Annotated in this window: 21 protein-coding genes; 11 read left to right on the forward strand and 10 right to left on the reverse strand. The window is 59.1% G+C overall.

All coding sequences use genetic code 11. The features are described 5' to 3' along the window. Nucleotides 1-17: 17 nt before the first annotated feature. Together IEV40_RS04215 and IEV40_RS04220 are read right to left on the reverse strand one after the other, a co-directional pair. Nucleotides 18-281: a PP0621 family protein gene (locus tag IEV40_RS04215; protein ID WP_188419681.1), complete on the reverse strand. Its 264-nt coding sequence runs from the start codon at nucleotides 279-281 to the stop codon at nucleotides 18-20. After that, complete coding sequence (locus tag IEV40_RS04220) at nucleotides 278-1090, reverse strand: cytochrome C assembly family protein (protein WP_188419682.1); 813 nt, start codon at nucleotides 1088-1090, stop codon at nucleotides 278-280. Before IEV40_RS04220 ends, IEV40_RS04215 begins: the two co-directional genes overlap by 4 nt. A 271-nt stretch (nucleotides 1091-1361) precedes the next feature. Here IEV40_RS04220 and ffh point away from each other — a divergent pair, with 271 nt between their 5' ends. Both ffh and IEV40_RS04230 read left to right on the forward strand, forming a co-directional pair. Continuing rightward, the gene (gene ffh, locus IEV40_RS04225; protein ID WP_188419683.1) at nucleotides 1362-2729 is read left to right on the forward strand and encodes a signal recognition particle protein; all 1368 of its coding nucleotides are present in this window, start codon (nucleotides 1362-1364) and stop codon (nucleotides 2727-2729) included. Between the two features lie 349 nt (nucleotides 2730-3078). After that, nucleotides 3079-3543, forward strand: a complete 465-nt coding sequence (locus IEV40_RS04230; RefSeq protein WP_188420005.1) for an SWIB/MDM2 domain-containing protein — start codon at nucleotides 3079-3081, stop codon at nucleotides 3541-3543. Nucleotides 3544-3666: 123 nt separating this feature from the next. Here IEV40_RS04230 and IEV40_RS04235 read toward each other — a convergent pair whose 3' ends face one another. Beyond that, nucleotides 3667-4383 carry a lytic transglycosylase domain-containing protein gene (locus IEV40_RS04235; RefSeq protein WP_188419684.1) on the reverse strand — a complete coding sequence of 239 codons (717 nt, stop codon included), beginning with the start codon at nucleotides 4381-4383 and terminating at the stop codon, nucleotides 3667-3669. Nucleotides 4384-4411: 28 nt separating this feature from the next. Next, entirely contained in the window at nucleotides 4412-6145 is a 1734-nt protein-coding gene (locus IEV40_RS04240; RefSeq protein WP_188419685.1) for a proline--tRNA ligase, read from the reverse strand. Between the two features lie 197 nt (nucleotides 6146-6342). Here IEV40_RS04240 and IEV40_RS04245 point away from each other — a divergent pair, with 197 nt between their 5' ends. Together IEV40_RS04245 and IEV40_RS04250 are read left to right on the forward strand one after the other, a co-directional pair. Beyond that, nucleotides 6343-6906, forward strand: a complete 564-nt coding sequence (locus IEV40_RS04245; RefSeq protein ID WP_188419686.1) for an RNA pyrophosphohydrolase — start codon at nucleotides 6343-6345, stop codon at nucleotides 6904-6906. Next, nucleotides 6903-7442: a CNP1-like family protein gene (locus tag IEV40_RS04250; protein WP_188419687.1), complete on the forward strand. Its 540-nt coding sequence runs from the start codon at nucleotides 6903-6905 to the stop codon at nucleotides 7440-7442. Before IEV40_RS04245 ends, IEV40_RS04250 begins: the two co-directional genes overlap by 4 nt. A gap of 48 nt (nucleotides 7443-7490) precedes the next feature. Here the strand turns inward: IEV40_RS04250 and proB are convergent, their stop codons facing one another. From proB to rplU, 4 genes are all read right to left on the reverse strand, one after another. Beyond that, nucleotides 7491-8609 (reverse strand): glutamate 5-kinase, encoded by a 1119-nt coding sequence (proB, locus tag IEV40_RS04255; RefSeq protein ID WP_188419688.1) that lies wholly within the window; start codon nucleotides 8607-8609, stop codon nucleotides 7491-7493. Nucleotides 8610-8702: 93 nt separating this feature from the next. Next, entirely contained in the window at nucleotides 8703-9812 is a 1110-nt protein-coding gene (cgtA, locus tag IEV40_RS04260) for an Obg family GTPase CgtA (RefSeq protein WP_188419689.1), read from the reverse strand. A gap of 98 nt (nucleotides 9813-9910) precedes the next feature. Then, the gene (gene rpmA / locus IEV40_RS04265; protein WP_188419690.1) at nucleotides 9911-10168 is read right to left on the reverse strand and encodes a 50S ribosomal protein L27; all 258 of its coding nucleotides are present in this window, start codon (nucleotides 10166-10168) and stop codon (nucleotides 9911-9913) included. 38 nt (nucleotides 10169-10206) lie between these two features. After that, the gene (gene rplU / locus IEV40_RS04270) at nucleotides 10207-10518 is read right to left on the reverse strand and encodes a 50S ribosomal protein L21 (protein ID WP_188419691.1); all 312 of its coding nucleotides are present in this window, start codon (nucleotides 10516-10518) and stop codon (nucleotides 10207-10209) included. 290 nt (nucleotides 10519-10808) lie between these two features. Here rplU and ispB point away from each other — a divergent pair, with 290 nt between their 5' ends. The 7 genes from ispB (at nucleotide 10809) to yacG (ending at nucleotide 17650) form a co-directional block, all read left to right on the forward strand. Continuing rightward, on the forward strand, nucleotides 10809-11759 hold the full coding sequence (gene ispB / locus IEV40_RS04275; RefSeq protein ID WP_371870033.1) for an octaprenyl diphosphate synthase: 951 nt from the start codon (nucleotides 10809-10811) through the stop codon (nucleotides 11757-11759). A gap of 247 nt (nucleotides 11760-12006) precedes the next feature. Further along, nucleotides 12007-13695: a type IV-A pilus assembly ATPase PilB gene (pilB, locus tag IEV40_RS04280; protein WP_308632362.1), complete on the forward strand. Its 1689-nt coding sequence runs from the start codon at nucleotides 12007-12009 to the stop codon at nucleotides 13693-13695. Nucleotides 13696-13710: 15 nt separating this feature from the next. After that, nucleotides 13711-14943 (forward strand): type II secretion system F family protein, encoded by a 1233-nt coding sequence (locus IEV40_RS04285; RefSeq protein WP_188419694.1) that lies wholly within the window; start codon nucleotides 13711-13713, stop codon nucleotides 14941-14943. A 106-nt stretch (nucleotides 14944-15049) separates the two neighbouring features. Beyond that, on the forward strand, nucleotides 15050-15913 hold the full coding sequence (locus tag IEV40_RS04290) for a prepilin peptidase (protein WP_188419695.1): 864 nt from the start codon (nucleotides 15050-15052) through the stop codon (nucleotides 15911-15913). Nucleotides 15914-15927: 14 nt separating this feature from the next. Then, entirely contained in the window at nucleotides 15928-16551 is a 624-nt protein-coding gene (coaE, locus tag IEV40_RS04295) for a dephospho-CoA kinase (RefSeq protein WP_188419696.1), read from the forward strand. A gap of 136 nt (nucleotides 16552-16687) precedes the next feature. Continuing rightward, entirely contained in the window at nucleotides 16688-17443 is a 756-nt protein-coding gene (zapD, locus tag IEV40_RS04300; RefSeq protein WP_188419697.1) for a cell division protein ZapD, read from the forward strand. 6 nt (nucleotides 17444-17449) lie between these two features. Further along, nucleotides 17450-17650 (forward strand): DNA gyrase inhibitor YacG, encoded by a 201-nt coding sequence (yacG, locus tag IEV40_RS04305; RefSeq protein ID WP_188419698.1) that lies wholly within the window; start codon nucleotides 17450-17452, stop codon nucleotides 17648-17650. Nucleotides 17651-17723: 73 nt separating this feature from the next. Here the strand turns inward: yacG and IEV40_RS04310 are convergent, their stop codons facing one another. Continuing rightward, nucleotides 17724-18140 carry an NUDIX domain-containing protein gene (locus IEV40_RS04310; RefSeq protein ID WP_188419699.1) on the reverse strand — a complete coding sequence of 139 codons (417 nt, stop codon included), beginning with the start codon at nucleotides 18138-18140 and terminating at the stop codon, nucleotides 17724-17726. A 75-nt stretch (nucleotides 18141-18215) separates the two neighbouring features. Next, nucleotides 18216-19082 (reverse strand): ATP-binding protein, encoded by an 867-nt coding sequence (locus IEV40_RS04315; protein ID WP_188419700.1) that lies wholly within the window; start codon nucleotides 19080-19082, stop codon nucleotides 18216-18218. Between the last annotated feature and the right edge of the window lie 45 nt (nucleotides 19083-19127).

Here is a 19127-nt window from a genome sequence, read left to right on the forward strand (position 1 = left end):
AATCGAATCAGCGGTAGTCAGTGCGCGGCATGTCGCTGCCGGTGCTCGCTGCAGCAAAAAGCCGTGCGTGCGGTATCGAATACCGCTTCCGATGCCGGGAAATGCGTGCCGCAATGCGCACAACGCAGCATGGTTTCAATTTCACGGCCTGACGCAGTGGACTGGCGCGGGGAAGGCGATTGAGGTCTAGCCTGGGATTGGGATCGAGCTTGCGCCTGTGCCTTGTTGCGCAAGACCCAGACGACGGCGAAGATCAAAATCGCCCACAACAGGAATTTCATATGAAACTCCGGTGCAGGACGACTTCCAGCACGAAGCGGCTGCCGACATAGGCAAGCAACAGCAAGGAGAAACCGGCCAGTGTAAATCCAAGTGCGGTTCTGCCGCGCCATCCCTGCCAGCGACGGCCCGCCAGGAGCACACCGAACAGCACCCACGACAATATTGTGAATATCGTCTTGTGATCCCAGGTGAATGCCCTGCCGAACAATTCCTCGGAAAAAACCACGCCGGAGACCACCGTCAGCGTCAGCAGCAGAAAGCCGAAACCGATCAGGCGAAACAGCAGTTTTTCCATCGTCAGCAAGGCAGGCAGGCGATCGATTGCCAGCGCGAACCAGCCTTTCTTCTGATCGCTCATCCGCGTATGCAGCTTGGATTCCTGCAACGCCATCAGCACCGCATGAAAGGCCGCGATCGTCAGCGTCGCATAGGCCAGCGTGGCAATCGCGATATGCCACGGAAACAATGCCGTCTTGCCTTGCAGCGGAATGACGCTACCGGGAAAAATCGGTGGCAGCAGCACCGCCAGCGCCGCACAAGGCAACACCAGGACGCGCATGCCATCCAGCGAAAAATTGCGATTCTCCAGCCAATAGGCTGCCACCGATATCCACAGCGTGGCCGACAGCATGACGGCGAATCCCAGCCGCAGGGAGTCGGGTGCTGCAGCAATATCAGCCCACAATGCACCGCCGTGCAGCAACCAGCCGACCAGCGTGCCAAGCGAGATCGCCAGCCTGTTTTTCGACGGCAGGAAGGCGCAACACGCATAGCAAAGCGCAGCCAGGACAAAGAAATAGATTTGCATCGTTCGAGTTTACACCAACTGTCTTTCCAGACCGGCAGCTTCGCATAGTCCTGCCTAACCTCGGCTGTACCTGCCACAGCAGGCTTTCTCGCAGGGCGAACGACATCCGGCCTGCCGATTTTTTCGCCCGCACCCGGCAGGCACATCCTCTGCACGGCAAGGAATCGCACCTTCCGCCATCAGGTAAAATGACGGATATTCGCCGCTGCTTCATGTCATGACGTCAACGACGCGTGAATGTTTGCGGCCCACCCCGTTTTTTCCTTCCAACATGCTCGACAATCTCACCCAACGCCTAGCCAAGGCCGTCAAGACCATGCGCGGAGAAGCGCGTCTGACGGAATCCAATACCGCCGAAATGCTGCGCGAAGTACGCCTCGCATTGCTCGAAGCCGACGTCGCCCTGCCGGCCGTGCGCGAGTTCATCGCCCGCGTCAAGGAAAGAGCGATGGGCCAGGACGTCATCGGTTCGCTGACGCCGGGCCAGGCACTGGTCGGCGTGGTCCAGCGTGAACTGGCTGTACTGATGGGTGCCGATCTCGGCCCCGAGGCATCGCAGCTGAATTTTGCCACCCAGCCGCCAGCGATCATCCTGATGGCCGGCCTGCAGGGCGCCGGCAAGACGACCACCGTCGGCAAGCTGGCCAAATACCTGCGCGAACAGAAGAAAAAGAAAGTACTAACCGTCTCCGCCGACGTCTATCGTCCGGCCGCGATCGGTCAGTTGCAGACAGTGACCGAACAGGTCGGCGCGGACTTCTTCCCGTCGCAACCGACCGACAAACCGGTCGACATCGCCTTGGCCGCGCTCGACCATGCAAAACGCCACTACCATGACGTGCTCATCATCGACACCGCCGGCCGCCTCGGCATCGACGAAGCGATGATGCAGGAAATCTCCGCGCTGCATGCCGCCGTCAAACCGATCGAGACGCTGTTCGTCGTCGACGCCATGCTCGGCCAGGATGCGATCAACACCGCCAAGGCCTTCAGCGACGCGCTGCCGCTGACCGGCGTCGTGCTGACCAAGCTGGACGGCGATTCGCGCGGCGGTGCGGCGCTGTCGGTGCGCCACGTCACCGGCAAGCCGATCAAGTTCGCCGGTGTGGCCGAGAAAATGGACGGCCTCGAAGCATTCGATCCGGCCCGCATGGCCGACCGTATCCTCGGCATGGGCGACATCCTGGCGCTGGTCGAGGAAGCCCGCAAGGGCGTGGACATGGACGCCGCGCAGGATCTGGCGCAGAAGATCAAGGGCGGCGGCAAATTCGACCTGAATGACTTCAAATCCCAGCTGACGCAGATGAAGAAGATGGGCGGCATGGCCAGTCTGATGGACAAGCTGCCGGCCCAGATGCAGATGGCTGCCGGCAACGCCAATATGGGCATGGCCGACAAGCAGGTCGCCCGCATGGAAGGCATCATCAATTCGATGACGCCGGCCGAGCGCGCCAAGCCGGAACTGATCAAGGCTTCCCGCAAGCGCCGCATCGCCACCGGTGCCGGCGTTCAGGTGCAGGAAGTCAACCGCATGCTGGCGCAGTTCGAACAGATGCAATCGATGATGAAAAAGCTCAAGGGTGGCGGCATGGCGAAGATGATGCGCGGCATGAAAGGCATGCTGCCGGGGATGCGCTGAACACAGGCGCGAGATGGAAAAGCCGGGATATTCCCGGCTTTTTTATTGTGCACTTCTCTCTCGTACAAGGCGGATTTCCCGTCTCCGCCGCCGCTCGAAACACGTCGCCGATGCCGTCGGACGCAAGTCGATTCCGCCATCGCTTCGGCATCGGAAACGGCAGGTCTGCAGAATGTGTTCACTCTCGCTCCGCAAATTCCCTTTTTCCCCTCCGGCGACACGCGTGGCGGGCAGCATACACACGCGCAGAAATCCGCACAAAAACACTTGCATGCCGGGGAAAACCGCACCACTATTAGCGTTGCGTGAATTGACGCAATTTCCCAAACAATGTGAAGGAGGTTTTGAAATGGCAACAGCCAAGAAACCCGCAGCCAAGAAACCGGCCGCCAAGAAAGCCGCAGCAAAGAAACCCGTAGCGAAGAAGGCGCCTGCCAAGAAAGCCGTCGCCAAGAAGGCAGCTCCGGCCAAGAAAGCCGTCGCGAAAAAAGCCGTAGCGAAGAAAGCGCCTGCCAAGAAAGTCGTCGCGAAAAAAGCAGTCGCCAAGAAGAAAGCCGCTCCGCGCAAGCCAAACGCCGCCTTCATGAAACCTGTCACCCCGTCCGCAGTATTGGCCGCTGTGATCGGTAGCAACGCTGCTCCGCGCACGGAAATCACGAAGAAAGTCTGGGACTACATCAAGAAGTTCAAGCTGCAGAATGCGACCAACAAGCGCATGATCGACGCAGACGACAAACTGAAAGCTGTCTTTGGCGGCAAGAAGCAAGTGTCCATGTTCGAGATGACCAAACTCATCTCCGGCCACCTGAAATAATCTTCTTCCATTGTGCCAAACAAAAACGCCCGCATCGCGCGGGCGTTTTTGTTTCTGCCGTCTTTACTTCCGTAGTCTTTAGTTCTGTAGCCTTCCTGCTGCATTCGTCTCTGCAATCAGGAATCATCTGACATCCAGCGGCATCGCTATCGCCTGCTTTTGCACTGTACCGTCTGCCCTGACATTTTGTACGGGTTCCTGCTCGAGTATCGGCTGGGGTATCGGTCCAAGTTCCGGCTTGCGCTCCGGTTTATGTTCCCACTTGCGCCATGCCGCCAGCACGGCGTTCGGATATTCGGGACGGCCGCGGCTACCGTTATAACGGCCCAGCGCCATGAACAGGTTGCCCTTTTCCATATCCAGATACATGCGCAGGATGGAACAGCCGAAACGCAGGTTGGTCTGCATGTTGAACAGCGTGCTGCGATCGCCATCGCCGATCACGCGCGTCCAGAACGGCATCACCTGCATGTAGCCATGCGCGCCGACCCGCGACACCGCATATTTGCGAAACGCCGATTCCACCTGGATCAAACCCAGTACCAGCGCAGGATCCAGCCCGGCGCGGCGCGATTCGTACCAAGCTGTTCTCAGAAACTCGAGACGCACCTGCCTGTCCGGCAAACGCTTCGAAAGACGGACCGACATGTCGCCGAGCCAGCTCAAATAATCGAGTCGTTCGCCGACGTCAGTGAAATCGGGAACGGGCGGACGCGGATCGGCAATCGCACGCGACAATGCAATGCGCACGGAGTCGGCCAGTGCCTCCTCCTTCTGGTTGCCGGCCAGTGCCGGCTGCATCGCCAGCATCAGGGCACAAGCTGCCAGTCCGTATCGCATACGCTCCCGCACCGTTTCGCTCCGACGGTCAGGCCGCCAGCTTCGCCTTGACGAAGGCGACCGCATCGCCCATTGCAACTGCAGTGGCTTCCGTATCGCGGCGTCCCTGGTATTCCAGCTTGCCTTCCTTCAGGCCGCGGTCGCCGATGACGATGCGATGCGGCACGCCGATCAGCTCCCAGTCGGCAAACATGACGCCGGGGCGCTCGCCGCGATCGTCGAGAATCACGTCGATGCCGGCCGCCGTCAGTTCGCCGTACAGGCGATCGGCTTCGGCGCGTACCGCCTCGTTACGGTCGTAACCCATCGGGCACAACACGATTTCGAACGGCGCCAGCGAAGCCGGCCAGATGATGCCGCGCTCGTCGAAATTCTGCTCGATCGCCGCACCCAGAATGCGCGTGATGCCGATGCCGTAGCAGCCCATCTGCAGCAGTTGCGGCTTGCCGTTTTCGTCGAGGAAGGTGGCTTTCATGTCTTCCGAATAGCGCGTGCCCAACTGAAACACGTGACCGACCTCGATGCCGCGCTGGATCGCCAGCGCACCCTTGCCGTCTGGCGATGCATCGCCTTCGACGACATTGCGCAGGTCGAATACGGCAGGCTCCGGCAGATCGCGCCCCCAGTTCACGCCGGTCAGATGGAAATCGACCTCGTTGGCGCCGCAGATGAAATCGCTCATCGCCGCTACCGTGCGGTCAGCGACGACGCTGATCGGCTTCTTCGTCCCGATCGGACCGAGATATCCAGGCGGCGTACCGAACCACTCGACGATTTCCGCTTCGCTGGCAAAACGAAAATTCGCCAACCCCGGCACCTTGGCAGCCTTCACTTCATTCAGTTCGTGATCGCCGCGCAGCAGCAACAGCCACGCCTGCTTGGTTACCTTGCCGTCTTCTTCTTTCTCGACCATCAGCACGAGCGACTTGACGGTCTGCGTCAGGGGCACACCCAGCAGCTTGGCAACATCTTCGCAACGCGCCTTGCCCGGCGTCGGCGTTTTCGTCATCGGTTGTGCAGCGGCTGCGCGCGGCACGGCCGGCGCCACCGCTTCGGCAGCTTCCATGTTGGCCGCGTAATCCGAATTCGGGCAATAGACCAACGCATCTTCACCGGTATCGGCAATCACGTGAAATTCGTGCGAGCCCGAACCGCCGATCGCACCGTTGTCGGCCGCCACTGCACGGAACTGCAGACCGAAGCGCGTGAAGATGTTCACATAGGCATCGAACATCACTTGGTAAGAACGCTGCAGGCCTTCGGCATCGCGATCGAACGAATAGGCATCCTTCATCGTGAACTCGCGCCCACGCATCAAACCGAAGCGCGGACGGCGCTCGTCACGAAACTTGGTCTGGATGTGATAAAAGTTCACCGGCAACTGGCGATACGATTTGATCTCGGTGCGCACCACGTCGGTAACGACTTCCTCCGACGTTGGCTGGATCGCGAAATCACGACCGTGGCGATCTTTCACGCGCATCAGTTCCGGCCCCATCTTGTCCCAGCGTCCGGTTTCCTGCCACAGCTCGGCCGGTTGCACGACCGGCATCAGAAGCTCGATCGCGCCGGCGCGATTCATTTCCTCGCGAACGATGGCTTCCACCTTGCGGATCACACGCAAGCCCATCGGCATATAGGTATAGATGCCGGAACCCAGGCGCTTGATCATGCCGGCCCGCATCATCAGCTTGTGGCTGACGATTTCAGCTTCGGAAGGTGCTTCTTTAAGAGTGGAAATGAAAAAACGGGAGGCGCGCATGACGGTGTGAGTCTTTTTGAAAGAGAGAGGGTTATAATCGACTCAATTTTAAAGGATTAGCTGGCTGATGCACCCGTACTTCGTACAATTGATCGCCGTTACCGTTGTTCGCGCGTCACCTTGCGCGACCACGGTTCGCGGCCTTGTTGCCGATTCTCGATAAGGGTCCGTCCGCCGCAGAAAGTTTGAGGTGCAACATGCTGGACCGTGAAGGCTTTCGCCCTAACGTCGGCATCATTCTGCTCAATACCCACAACGAAGTCTGGTGGGGAAAACGGGTGCGCGAGCATTCGTGGCAGTTTCCGCAGGGCGGCATCAAGTTCGGCGAGACACCCGAGCAGGCGATGTACCGTGAACTCGAAGAAGAAGTCGGCCTGCGTGCCGAACACGTCAAGATCATCGGCCGCACGCGCGACTGGTTGCGCTACGAAGTTCCCGACCATTTCATCAAGCGTGAAATCCGCGGCCACTACAAGGGGCAGAAACAGATCTGGTTCCTGCTGCGCATGGTCGGCCGTGACAGCGACGTCAACCTGCGCCTGACCGAACATCCCGAATTCGATGCATGGCGCTGGCACGATTACTGGGTGCCGCTCGATGTCGTCATCGAATTCAAACGCGATGTCTACCAGCGTGCGCTGCAGGAACTATCGCGCTACCTGAATCGCTCGACGCATGGCAACACCCGCCACCTGCGCCAGAATCATCCGCCGCGCAAACCCGCTCCATCCCGGAACGTCAAAACCGATACCGAATCATGAACAAGTCTTCCCGGACCGCCTTGCTGGCCGGTTTCGCACTGCTGTCTGCACTGCAAGCCGCTTTCGCCCAATCGTTCGACGAGGATTTCGACGACGAAAACAAACCGTGGGAAGAAATCGCCGTTCAGCTTCCCGCACCGCCGAAAGCCGAAAATCTGCTGCCGTTCTATGTCAGTCCGACAGCAACGCAATCTTTCGCCGTCGACGGCAAATCGCTGTCCGTCGGCTCGGATGGCGTGGTGCGCTACACGTTGATTTCCGTCAGCCAGTCCGGCGCACGCAATGTCAGCTACGAAGGCATTCGTTGCGAAACGTTTGAGAGAAAAATCTATGCAATCGGCCAGTCCAATGGCGCATGGGTACGCGCGCGGCGAGACAAATGGGAAGGTATCGTGCAGGGCTTTGCCAACCGGCAGCATGCTGCATTGGCGACCGACTATTTCTGCGAGAACCGCAGCGTCTACAGCAGCGATGTAGAAAAAATCCTGCGCCGCATGAAATCGAAACAGACGCTGGTCGACGATCTGCGCCGCTGACGCTGGCAAATTTGCACGGCCGGGTATTTCGCCGGCCTGCACGGATGTTTACAACAGCACGAGATTGTCGCGATGGATCAATTCCGGCTCCTCGACGAAGCCGAGAATCGCCGCGATCTCCGTCGATGGTTTGCGCATGATGCGGCGTGCTTCGGAACTGGCGTAATTGGTAATTCCGCGTGCAACCGCTTTACCGGACTGATCCACACAGGTGATGACATCACCGCGGCCGAAACTGCCTGACACCTCGGTTACACCGATCGGCAGCAATGACTTTCCTTCCGCTCTCAGCTTCGTCACCGCGCCATCGTCCAGCACGACACGCCCAGCCGTCTGCAAATGATCGGCCATCCATTGCTTGCGCGCAGTCAGCTGCGCCGTCTGTGCCGTCAGTTGCGTGCCGATCGCCTCGCCCTGCGCCAGACGCGTCAGCACGCTGTCTTCGCGCCCCCAGGCAATCACGGTATGCGCACCCGACTGAGCCGCGCGTTTGGCTGCCAGTATCTTCGTCAGCATGCCGCCACGCCCCAGACTGCTGCCGGCGCCTCCGGCCATGGCTTCCAGCGCTGGATCGCCGGCCTTGGCTTCATGGACGAATTCAGCCTGGGGATTCTTGCGCGGGTCGGCCGTATATAAACCGCGCTGATCGGTCAGGATGATCAGCGCATCTGCCTCGATCAGATTAGCGACCAACGCGCCCAGCGTATCGTTGTCGCCGAATTTGATTTCGTCGGTGACCACGGTATCGTTTTCATTGATGATGGGCACCACGCCCAGGTCCAGCAATGCGAACAGCGTCGAGCGCGCATTCAGATAACGCTCACGATCGGCCAGATCCGCATGCGTCAGCAACACCTGCGCGGTACGCACATCGTGCTGCCGGAAACTGGATTCGTAGATTTGCGCCAAGCCCATCTGGCCGACAGCCGCACAGGCCTGCAGCTCATGTATACCCGTCGGACGCTTGTCGAAGCCAAGCCGTTGCATTCCTTCGGCAATCGCCCCCGAACTGACGAGCACGACTTCCTTGCCGAATGCACGCAACTGGACGATCTGCTCCGCCCATTTGCGGATGGCGACCGCATCCAGCCCCTTGCCGTCGTTGGTGACGAGCGAAGAGCCGACCTTGATGATGACGCGTTTTGCTTGCTGAATGACGGATTGCATAAATGAGTCCGACGCTGTTTTTATTTTGAGAGTCCGGTCTGGCACTGCAGTCGGACGAAATACTGTCATCGACTATAACGTTTGCAATCGTCTTCAGTCGATAATCTTGAAGCGCGGGTCGTCCGGATCGACGGAATCGATGCCGCGCACCGACTCTTCGGTCATTCGCGTTTCCTCGGTACGCTGCTCCGCCTGACGCTGCTGCGCCAGATAGTCGTAAATTTCGACGATCAAGTCGGCGCATCCATCACGCGTCAGTGCGGAAATTTCGAAGACCGGGCCTTTCCAGCCGAAGCGCTTGATGAAATCCTTGACGCGCTTCGCCCGCTCACCTTCCGGCACCATGTCCAGCTTGTTCAGCACCAGCCAGCGCGGCTTGTCGTACAGCGATTCGTCGTACTTCCTCAATTCCTTCACGATCGCCTTGGCTTCCTTGACCGGATCGACGTTATCGAACGGTGCCAGGTCGACGATGTGCAACAGCAGGCGCGTGCGTTGCAAATGGCGCAGGAACTGATGGCCAAGACCTGCGCCTTCCGACGCGCCCTCGATCAGACCGGGAATATCGGCGATGACGAAGCTCTTTTCATGGCTGACGCGCACCATGCCCAGATTGGGATGCAGCGTCGTAAAAGGATAATCGGCAATCTTGGGGCGCGCGTTCGACACCGCCGTAATGAACGTCGACTTGCCCGCATTCGGCATGCCCAGCAAACCGATATCGGCCAACACCTTCAATTCCAGGCGCAGTTCGCGGCGCTCGCCTTCCTTGCCTTCGGTCTTCTGGCGTGGCGCACGATTGGTCGACGATTTGAAGTGAATATTGCCCCAGCCGCCTTCGCCGCCTTTGGCAATCAATATCTGCTGACCGTGTTCAGTCAAGTCGGCGATCAGTTCGCCATCGTTTTGATCGATGATCAGCGTACCGACCGGCATGCGCAGGAAAACATCATCCGCGCCCTTGCCATAGCAGTCGGAGCCGCGGCCGTTCTCGCCATTGCCCGCCTTGTGGATTTTGGAATAACGGAAGTCGACCAGCGTATTGATATTGCGGTCGGCCACAGCCCAAATGCTGCCGCCCTTGCCGCCATCACCGCCGTCGGGTCCGCCGAACGGCCTGAATTTTTCACGACAAAAAGAGGCGACGCCGTTGCCGCCATTGCCGGCAATGACTTCGATTTTTGCTTCGTCGATGAATTTCATGTGTGCCGCCGTAAAAACTAAAAAGGCCCTACCTGCGGCAGAGCCTTTTGATGGATGGCTTTCGCCTTGCGTTCGCGCCGACTGCGCTGCTCAATATATCAGGCAGCAACAACCGTCACGTAGTGGCGCTGCAATGCGCCCTTGGTCACGAATGCAACCTTGCCGTCGACCAGTGCGAACAAAGTGTGATCCTTGCCCATACCGACGTTCTCGCCAGCATGCATTTTGGTGCCGCGTTGACGAACGATGATGCCGCCAGCGTTGATCGCCTGACCGCCGTAGACTTTCACGCCCAGACGTTTCGATTCCGAGTCGCGACCGTTGCGCGTAGTGCCGCCGCCTTTTTTATGTGCCATTTCTGACTCCTTGTAACTGTTTAGTCCGAATCAGCGGCTCAGCCGTTGATCGAAACGATCTGCAATTCGGTGTAATTCTGGCGATGGCCCTGGTGCTTCTGATAGTGCTTACGACGGCGCATCTTGAAAATCTTGACCTTGTCGTGACGACCGTGGGAGACAACCGTGGCAAGGACCGTGGCACCTGCGACCAATGGCGCACCAAACTTGATGGTATCGCCAGCGCCCAATGCGAGCACTTGATCGAGGGTGATTTCGGATCCGATGTCTGCCGGTATCTGTTCTACTTTGAGTTTTTCGCCAGCAGCAACTTTGTATTGTTTGCCGCCGGTTTTTATGACCGCGTACATGTGAAACCTCATCAATAAATTATGAAGGACTTTTTTATCCCGACTACGACACAACACACATGTCCGGAATGGGGAAAACCGCAAATTATACATGGACTTACCGCAACGGTCAAAATCCGGCCACGTGGAAATACGCAACGCTGCAACGTGTCTTTCAGGCAATAATCCCGTGATATGCCGCGCGGAACGTCGTCTTTTCTGTGCACGGCATCGTATAATTCAAAAAATTAACGCTATCCATCAGGCTTATCTTGGCTTCCGTTCCCCTTTCGCCTTCCCAAAATCAGCTAATTCAGCCCATTTCCGCCGATCTGAGCGCAGTTGATGCAGTTATCCGGCAAAAGCTCCATTCGGAAGTAGCCCTGGTAAACCAGATTGCAGACTACATCATCAGCGCCGGCGGCAAACGCATCCGCCCCGTTCTGGTCCTGTTGATGGCCAATGCCTACGGTTATCAGGGCACCGCGCACCATCAACTGGCCGCCGTCGTCGAATTCATTCATACGGCTACTTTGTTGCACGATGATGTTGTCGATGAGTCATCATTGCGTCGAGGACGGCAGACGGCCAACGCCTTGTTCGGCAACGCGGCTTCCGTGCTGGTCGGCGATTTTCTGTATTCGCGCGCATTCCAGATGATGGTGTCGGTAGGCGACAGCCGGGTCATGCAGATTCTTGCGGATGCCACCAACGTCATTGCCGAAGGCGAAGTGCTGCAACTGCTGAACATGCATGATCCGGACGTTTCCGAGGAGCGGTATACGCAAGTAATCCGCTCCAAGACCGCCAAGTTGTTCGAAGCTGCCGCCCAGCTCGGCGCGCTGATCGCCGGTGCCAGCAACGATCAGATCGAAGCAGCGGCCGAATACGGCCGCTCGCTGGGCACGGCCTTCCAACTGATCGACGACGTACTGGATTACTCGGGCCAGGCCGAGGATATCGGCAAGAACGTGGGTGACGATCTGCGCGAAGGCAAGGCGACACTGCCGCTGATCTATCTGATGGAACACGGCACGCCGGAGCAACGGGAACTGGTGCGCGGCTGCATCGAAAATGGCGACGAGCAACACTTCGACGCCGTTCTCAGCGCCGTCACCACGTCGGGCGCGCTAGGCTACACCACACGCAAGGCCGAAGACGCCGCGGCCGTGGCAGCCGCATCGCTGGCCGCATTGCCCGACAATGCGTTCAAGGACGCCCTGCTCCAATTGAGCGCCTTCGCCGTCCATCGCAATCACTGATCCCTCGCCTCGGCACGTTCGATTTCCGGACGTGCCGCAGCCGCATATCCTTCATCGTCACAGGCAGTCTGGCAAAAAAGTAACAATTTCAGCCGGCGTCTTTACAAAACAAATGCCGGGAGGCATCATCTAACGCACCTTTTGGCGCTCCTCGCCGATTCCTTCGGGTCTCTTCGGCTTATTTTCGGCTCACTTTCGGCTTAGATACATGGCGGCAGTCCTTCCCAGCTCGGCTTCAACCCATGCGATGTCAGGTCTTGCCCGTGCGCTGCTGCAGGCTGGCAGATTATCGACACAGCAAATCGATGCCGTCATCAAGCAGGCGGCTGCCGAGAAAACACCCTTCATTGATACGCTGCTGAAAAGCGACGTCATTGATGCGCCACGACTGGCTGCCTTCTGTTCTGAAACCTTCGGCTATCCGCTGCTGGATCTGGGCGCCTTCAATACCGAGCTCCTGCCCGACAAGCTGATCGATGCCAAGCTGATGCAAACCCAGCGCGTCGTGGCGCTGGCCAAGCGCGGCAACAAGGTTTCCGTCGCCATTTCGGATCCGACCAATTCGCAGGCGCTGGAACAGATCAAGTTCCAGACCGAACTGACGGTCGAACCGATCATCGTCGATCACGGCGCGCTACTGAAGCTGGTCGAAAAGCTGGCGCACAGCGCCGAACAGGATCTGAATGAACTGATCGGCGACGATCTCGAAAACATCGACTTCGCCGAAGACGAAGCCGCGCCGGTCGATGCTGGTGGCGCCGTCGATATCGACGATGCACCGGTCGTCAAATTCCTGCAAAAAATTCTGCTCGATGCGATCAATCAAGGCGCATCAGATCTGCATTTCGAACCGTTCGAGAAGTTCTACCGCATCCGTTTCCGCGTCGACGGCGTACTGCGCGACATCGCACAGCCGCCGCTGGCGATCAAGGAAAAGCTGGCATCACGCATCAAAGTCATCTCAAAACTCGACATTTCCGAGAAACGCGTGCCGCAGGACGGCCGCATGAAGCTGGTCGTATCCAAGGCCCGTTCCATCGATTTCCGCGTCAGCACGCTACCGACGCTGTTCGGCGAAAAGATCGTCATGCGTATCCTGGACGGCTCGCAGGCGCAGATGGGCATCGACGCGCTGGGCTACGATCCGGACCAGAAGGAAATCCTGATGGAGGCGATCCATCGCCCCTACGGCATGGTACTCGTCACCGGGCCGACCGGCTCCGGCAAGACGGTGTCCTTGTATACCTGCCTGAACATTCTGAACAAGCCGGGCATCAACATCTCCACCGCCGAAGACCCGGCCGAGATCAACCTGCCGGGCGTCAATCAGGTCAACGTCAACGACAAGGCGGGTCTCACCTTCCCTATCGCGCTGAAAGCCTTTCTGCGTCAGGATCCGGACATCATCATGGTCGGCGAGATTCGCGACCTCGAAACTGCCGACATCGCGATCAAGGCCGCGCAGACCGGCCACATGGTGTTTTCCACGTTGCACACCAACGATGCGCCGGCCACGCTGACGCGCCTGATGAACATGGGCGTGGCGCCATTCAACATCGCATCGTCCGTGATCCTGATCACCGCACAGCGCTTGGCGCGCCGTCTCTGCACCTGCAAACAGACCACGACCGTTCCGGACGAAGCGCTGATCGAAGCCGGCTTCAACGAAGACGATCTGGACGGTACCTGGCTGCCCTACAAACCCGTCGGCTGCGAACGCTGCAACGGCAGCGGCTACAAGGGCCGTGTCGGCATCTACCAGATCATGCCGATCACCGAAGAAATCGAACGCTTGATCCTGAACCATGCCACCGCGCTGGAAATCGAGGCGCAGGCAAGAAAGGAAGGCGTGAAGAACCTGCGCGAAGCAGGCTTGGTCAAGGTCAAGCAAGGGCTCACCAGCCTGGAAGAAATCCTGGGCTGCACCAACAACTAAAAAAGAGGTAGAGGGATGGCTACGTCAGTACGCAAGGCGGGAAGTGCGGCAATCGCCAAGGAATCCGTTTTCGCCTGGGAAGGAAGAGACAAGACCGGCAAGGTCGTGCGCGGCGAATTGCGCGCAGGCGGCGAAGCCGTCGTCAATGCCACGCTGCGCCGCCAGGGCGTGGTCGTCACCAAGGTCAAGAAAAAAGCCTATCGCAGCGGCAGGAAGATCCAGGAAAAGGACATCACGCTGTTCACGCGCCAGCTGGCAACGATGATGAAGGCCGGCGTGCCGCTGCTGCAATCGTTCGATATCGTCGCCAAGGGCAACGACAATCCGTCCGTTTCCAAGCTGATCCAGGATATCCGTGCCGACGTCGAAACCGGTACCAGCCTGAACCAGGCCTTCCGCAAGTTCCCGCTGTACTTCGATTCGCTGTTCTGCAACCTGGTCGCGGCCGGCGAACAAGCCGGCATTCTGGAAGACCTGCTGACGCGTCTGGCCGTCTACAAGGAAAAGACGCTGGCGATCAAGAGCAAGATCAAGTCGGCAATGTTCTATCCGGTCTCGATTCTTGCCGTGGCCTTCATTGTCACCGCGGTCATCATGATCTGGGTGGTGCCCGCCTTCAAGGACGTCTTCAAGAGTTTCGGCGCCGATCTGCCGGCACCGACACTGCTGGTGATCGCCATTTCGGATTTCTTCGTCGCCAACTGGTACATCATCTTCGGCGGCCTGTTCGCTGCCCTTTACCTGTTCTTCCAGTCGTGGCGGCGTTCGATCAAGATGCAGCGCACGATGGATCGCCTGCTGCTGAAAGTACCGATCTTCGGCTCCGTCATCCGCAAGGCCACGATCGCACGCTGGACGCGTACGCTATCGACGATGTTCGCAGCCGGCGTGCCGCTGGTCGAATCGCTGGACTCTGTCGGCGGCGCCTCCGGCAATGCCGTCTACATGGATGCGACGCGCGCCATCCAGACCGAAGTTTCCACCGGCACCAGCCTGACGGTTGCAATGCAGAATGCCGACGTCTTCCCGAACATGGTCACGCAGATGGTTGCCATCGGCGAAGAATCCGGCTCGCTCGACAGCATGCTGGGCAAGGTCGCCGATTTCTACGAAGCCGAGGTCGACGATGCGGTCGCCTCGCTATCCAGCCTGATGGAACCGCTGATCATGGTGATTCTCGGCGTGCTGATCGGCGGCCTGGTGGTCGCGATGTATCTGCCTATCTTCAAGCTGGGCTCGGTCGTGTAAGCGGTTGCGGCTGGATATCATTCGGTCTCCAGCCATCGTTCATCCGCTCTTATCGTTTCCTTCGCGCGGCATGTGTTGCATGCCGCGTCCAACCTGATCGATTCACATGTTCGACCAACTCCTGTTTGCGGCTCCCGCCAGCGTCCTGCCCACTATCGTTGCCGGCATTCTCGGCCTGCTGATCGGCAGCTTCCTCAACGTCGTCATCCATCGCGTGCCTAAGATGATGCAGCGGGAATCGGACAATTATGTCGCCAGCGAAAGCGGCAAGCCCTTGCCGCACGAAGACCGCTACAACCTGATGGTGCCGCGCTCGGCCTGCCCGCAATGCGGCCACCAGATCACTGCGCTCGAAAACGTCCCCGTCGTCAGTTATGCGGTACTGGGCGGCAAATGCTCCGCCTGCAAGACACCGATTTCGTTGCGCTACCCGATCATTGAACTGCTGACCGGCCTGCTGTCGGCACTGCTGGTCTGGCGTTTCGGCAGCGGCCTCGCAGGCCTGGGCACGCTGGTTTTCGTCTGGTTTCTGATCGCGATGACCTTCATCGATGCCGATACGCAACTGCTGCCGGACGACCTGACATTGCCGCTGCTATGGCTAGGCCTGCTGCTCAACCTGAACGCCACTTTCGTACCGCTGTCCGAAGCGGTCATCGGTGCTGCGGCCGGCTATGTCGTATTGTGGGCGGTCTACTGGCTGTTCAAGCTGACGACCGGCAAGGAAGGCATGGGCTACGGCGACTTCAAGTTGCTGGCCGCGCTCGGTGCATGGCTGGGCTGGAAGATGCTACCCATCATCATCCTGCTGTCGTCGGCGGTCGGCGCCGTGGTCGGCATCGCGCTGATCGTGCTGGCGCGGCGCGGACGCGACATTCCGATTCCGTTCGGCCCCTATCTGGCCGCAGCAGGCCTGCTCGCTTTGCTGTACGGTAAACAGCTGACGCAAACCTATCTCGGCTTTTATTGACTATTGCTGAATCCATGACGCGCACAACGCGATTCTCGGTCGGCCTGACGGGCGGCATCGGCAGCGGCAAGACAACCGTCGCCGAACTGTTTGCAGGACTCGGCGCCGCCGTAATCGACACCGATCAGATCGCGCATCAGTTGACAGCGGCCGGCGGTGCTGCCATCGAGCCGATCCGGCAGGCATTCGGCGCCGACTTCATCACGCCGGACGGGGCGATGGATCGTGCACGCATGCGCGAAGCGGTTTTTTCCGATCCGGCTTCGAAGAAGAAGCTGGAAGCCATCCTGCATCCGCTGATCCGCAGCGAAACCGAACGTGCAGCCGCCGAAACGCAAGGCGCCTATCCGCTGTTCGTCGTGCCGCTGCTGGTCGAATCCGGCACCTGGAAGCAGCGTGTCTCACGCGTACTGGTGGTGGATTGCGACGAAGAAGTGCAACTGCAACGCGTCATGCAGCGCAATGCGCTCAGCGAGGTACAGGTGCGCGCCATCATGGCCACGCAGGTCCCGCGTGCGACACGGCTGGCGCAGGCCGACGACGTGATTGTCAACGACGGCGATCCTGCCGCGTTGACGGTAGAGGTCGAGCGTCTGCATGCCGCCTATGTTGCCCTGGCGCAGGCCGATGAACGCTGAACGGCTTCACCGGTCTATCGAATGAAGCACCGCCTGCAAGGCCAGGCCCCATGCCTATTTGTAATTTGGCGCGGCTTCGTTCAGAATCACACAAATTGCCTCGCACCGGCCGGTCTAACTTTATAGGGATGCCACCTTGATTGTTTACGAATACCCTTTCAATGAGCGTATTCGCACGCTGCTGCGGTTGGAAGACCTGTACGAGAAATTCGCCTTCTTCATCGGTCACGACCACCCGCAGCACCATCATGTCGCCCTGTCCACCATTTTCGAAATGCTGGAAGTCGCCGGTCGCGCCGATCTCAAATCCGATCTGCTGCAGGAACTCGAACGCCAGAAGCAGACGCTGCTCGGCTTCCGCTCCAATCCCAACGTCGAGACCGACATGCTGGATGCGATCCTGGTCGATATCGACCGCATCAGCACCGCACTGGTCGCCTCGCAGGGCAAGACCGGCCAGCACATCCGCGAGAACGAATGGCTGATGAGCATCCGCGGCCGCACCATCATCCCGGGCGGCGCCTGCGAGTTCGATCTGCCCTCCTATCATGCATGGCAGCACGATTCGACCGAGCAGCGCATTGCCGACATCCAGAAATGGTTCACGCCGCTGGTACCGTTGTTCGATGCGATCACGATGGTACTGCGCCTGCTGCGCGAATCAGGACGTCCGGTCAAGATGATTGCGCAATCCGGCAGCTATCAGCAGATGCTGCAGGGGAAGACTTACCAGATGCTGCGCCTGACCGTCGATGAAACGCTGGGCGCGATCCCCGAGATTTCCGCCAACAAGTACATGCTGTGGGTACGCTTCACATCGCAGGACGGCGACATGAAGCCAAAGGCGATGGAAGGTGATATTCCTTTCGAGCTCACCCTCTGCAGCTTCTGAAGCATCATGCCTACAGTCGTCAATTGCCCTACCTGCGGCACCAAGGTCGAATGGATTGAGGCCAACAAGTATCGGCCGTTCTGCTCCGAGCGCTGCCGCCAGATCGATCTGGGCGCGTGGGCGGAAGAAAAATACGTGATCCCGGTCGCCAACCCGCTCGACGATTTCGACGACGAAGCTCCGCCGACACCGGACCGGAAATCCTGATTTTCCCTAGCGCGCCCTAGCGGACTGCGGTCCGCTCGAGCCAGCGCCTCAAGCCGACGTTTCCAGTCGACACTCAAGCCGAATAGCGCAAGCGATCAAGCCACTCGATCAACGGTATCGTCGCCGGCAGCAAAGGCTCCACACCGACACTGCCCTGCCAGGCGAAAGCCTGATTTTCCAGACTTTGCGGCTCGCCCTGCCAATCGCGGCTGATATAGAAATGCAGTCGCACGTGTGCATGCGGATAGACGTGTTCGACGCCGCACCACGGCTCCGCCGACAGCACCTGCACACCAAGCTCCTCGACGAATTCGCGCTTCAGCGCATCGAGAATATCTTCACCCGCCTCCACCTTGCCGCCGGGGAACTCCCAATAGCCTGCATACGGTTTACCTTCCGGCCGCTGGCCGAGCAGCACGTCGCCATTCGGCTTCATCAGGATGCCGACGGCGACATCGATCGGTTTCGGTGCGGACAGTGAATCGGACATGATGTGCAGCGTGGAAAGGAATAAAAGGAAGGCAAAGCATGGGGCGACATACCGCCTCATGCCTGCTTGCTGTTTTTACTTGTTCATCTTGCCGGCATGGTCCTTGGCAAACTGCCAGGCCACGCGGCCGGAACGCGAACCGCGCTGCAAGGCCCAGCGCAACGCTTCCTGACGCGCGTCCTCGATCTGCTGTTCGTTACAGCCGAAATAGGCCAGCCAGTGCGCAACGATATCGAGATAGTCGTCCTGCTTGAACGGATAGAAGGTCACCCACAGGCCGAAGCGTTCGGACAGCGAGATCTTCTCTTCCACCGTCTCGCCCGGATGCAGATCGCCGTCGTCGCTGTGATGATAGCCGGCATTGTCGGACATGCGTTCCGGCAGCAAATGGCGACGGTTCGACGTCGCGTAGATCAGCACATTGTCCGACTGCGCCGAGACGCTACCGTCCAGCGCTACCTTCAGCGCCTTGTAACCGCCTTCGCCTTCCTCGAACGACAGGTCGTCGCAGAAGACAACGAAGCGTTCAGGCCGCTTCGACACCATGTCGACGATATCGGCCAGATCGCCAAGATCGCTCTTGTCGACCTCGATCAGCCGCAGGCCGCGATCGGCAAACTGGTTCAGGCAAGCCTTGATCAGCGACGACTTGCCGGTACCGCGCGCGCCGGTCAGCAGCACATTGTTGGCCGGCTTGCCATCGACGAACTGGCGCGTATTCTGCTCGATCTGCTCTTTCTGCGGACCGATGTTGTGCAGATCGTCCAGCGCGATCGGCGACAGATGCGCGACCGGCTGCAGCCAGCCGCGGCCGTTCGATTTGCGCCAGCGGAATGCCACCGAGGCATTCCAGTCGGGCTCGTTCAGCGCAGGGGGAAGAAAAGCTTCGAGGCGACCGAGCAAGGCTTCGGCGCGCGTCAGGAATTGTTCGAGTTGTGTCATGAGATCAGATTTCTGGTGAGGTGAACACAGCCGGACCTGTGGCCC

Origin of the sequence: Oxalicibacterium solurbis (assembly GCF_014635845.1) — a bacterium.
Lineage (GTDB): Bacteria > Pseudomonadota > Gammaproteobacteria > Burkholderiales > Burkholderiaceae_D > Oxalicibacterium > Oxalicibacterium solurbis.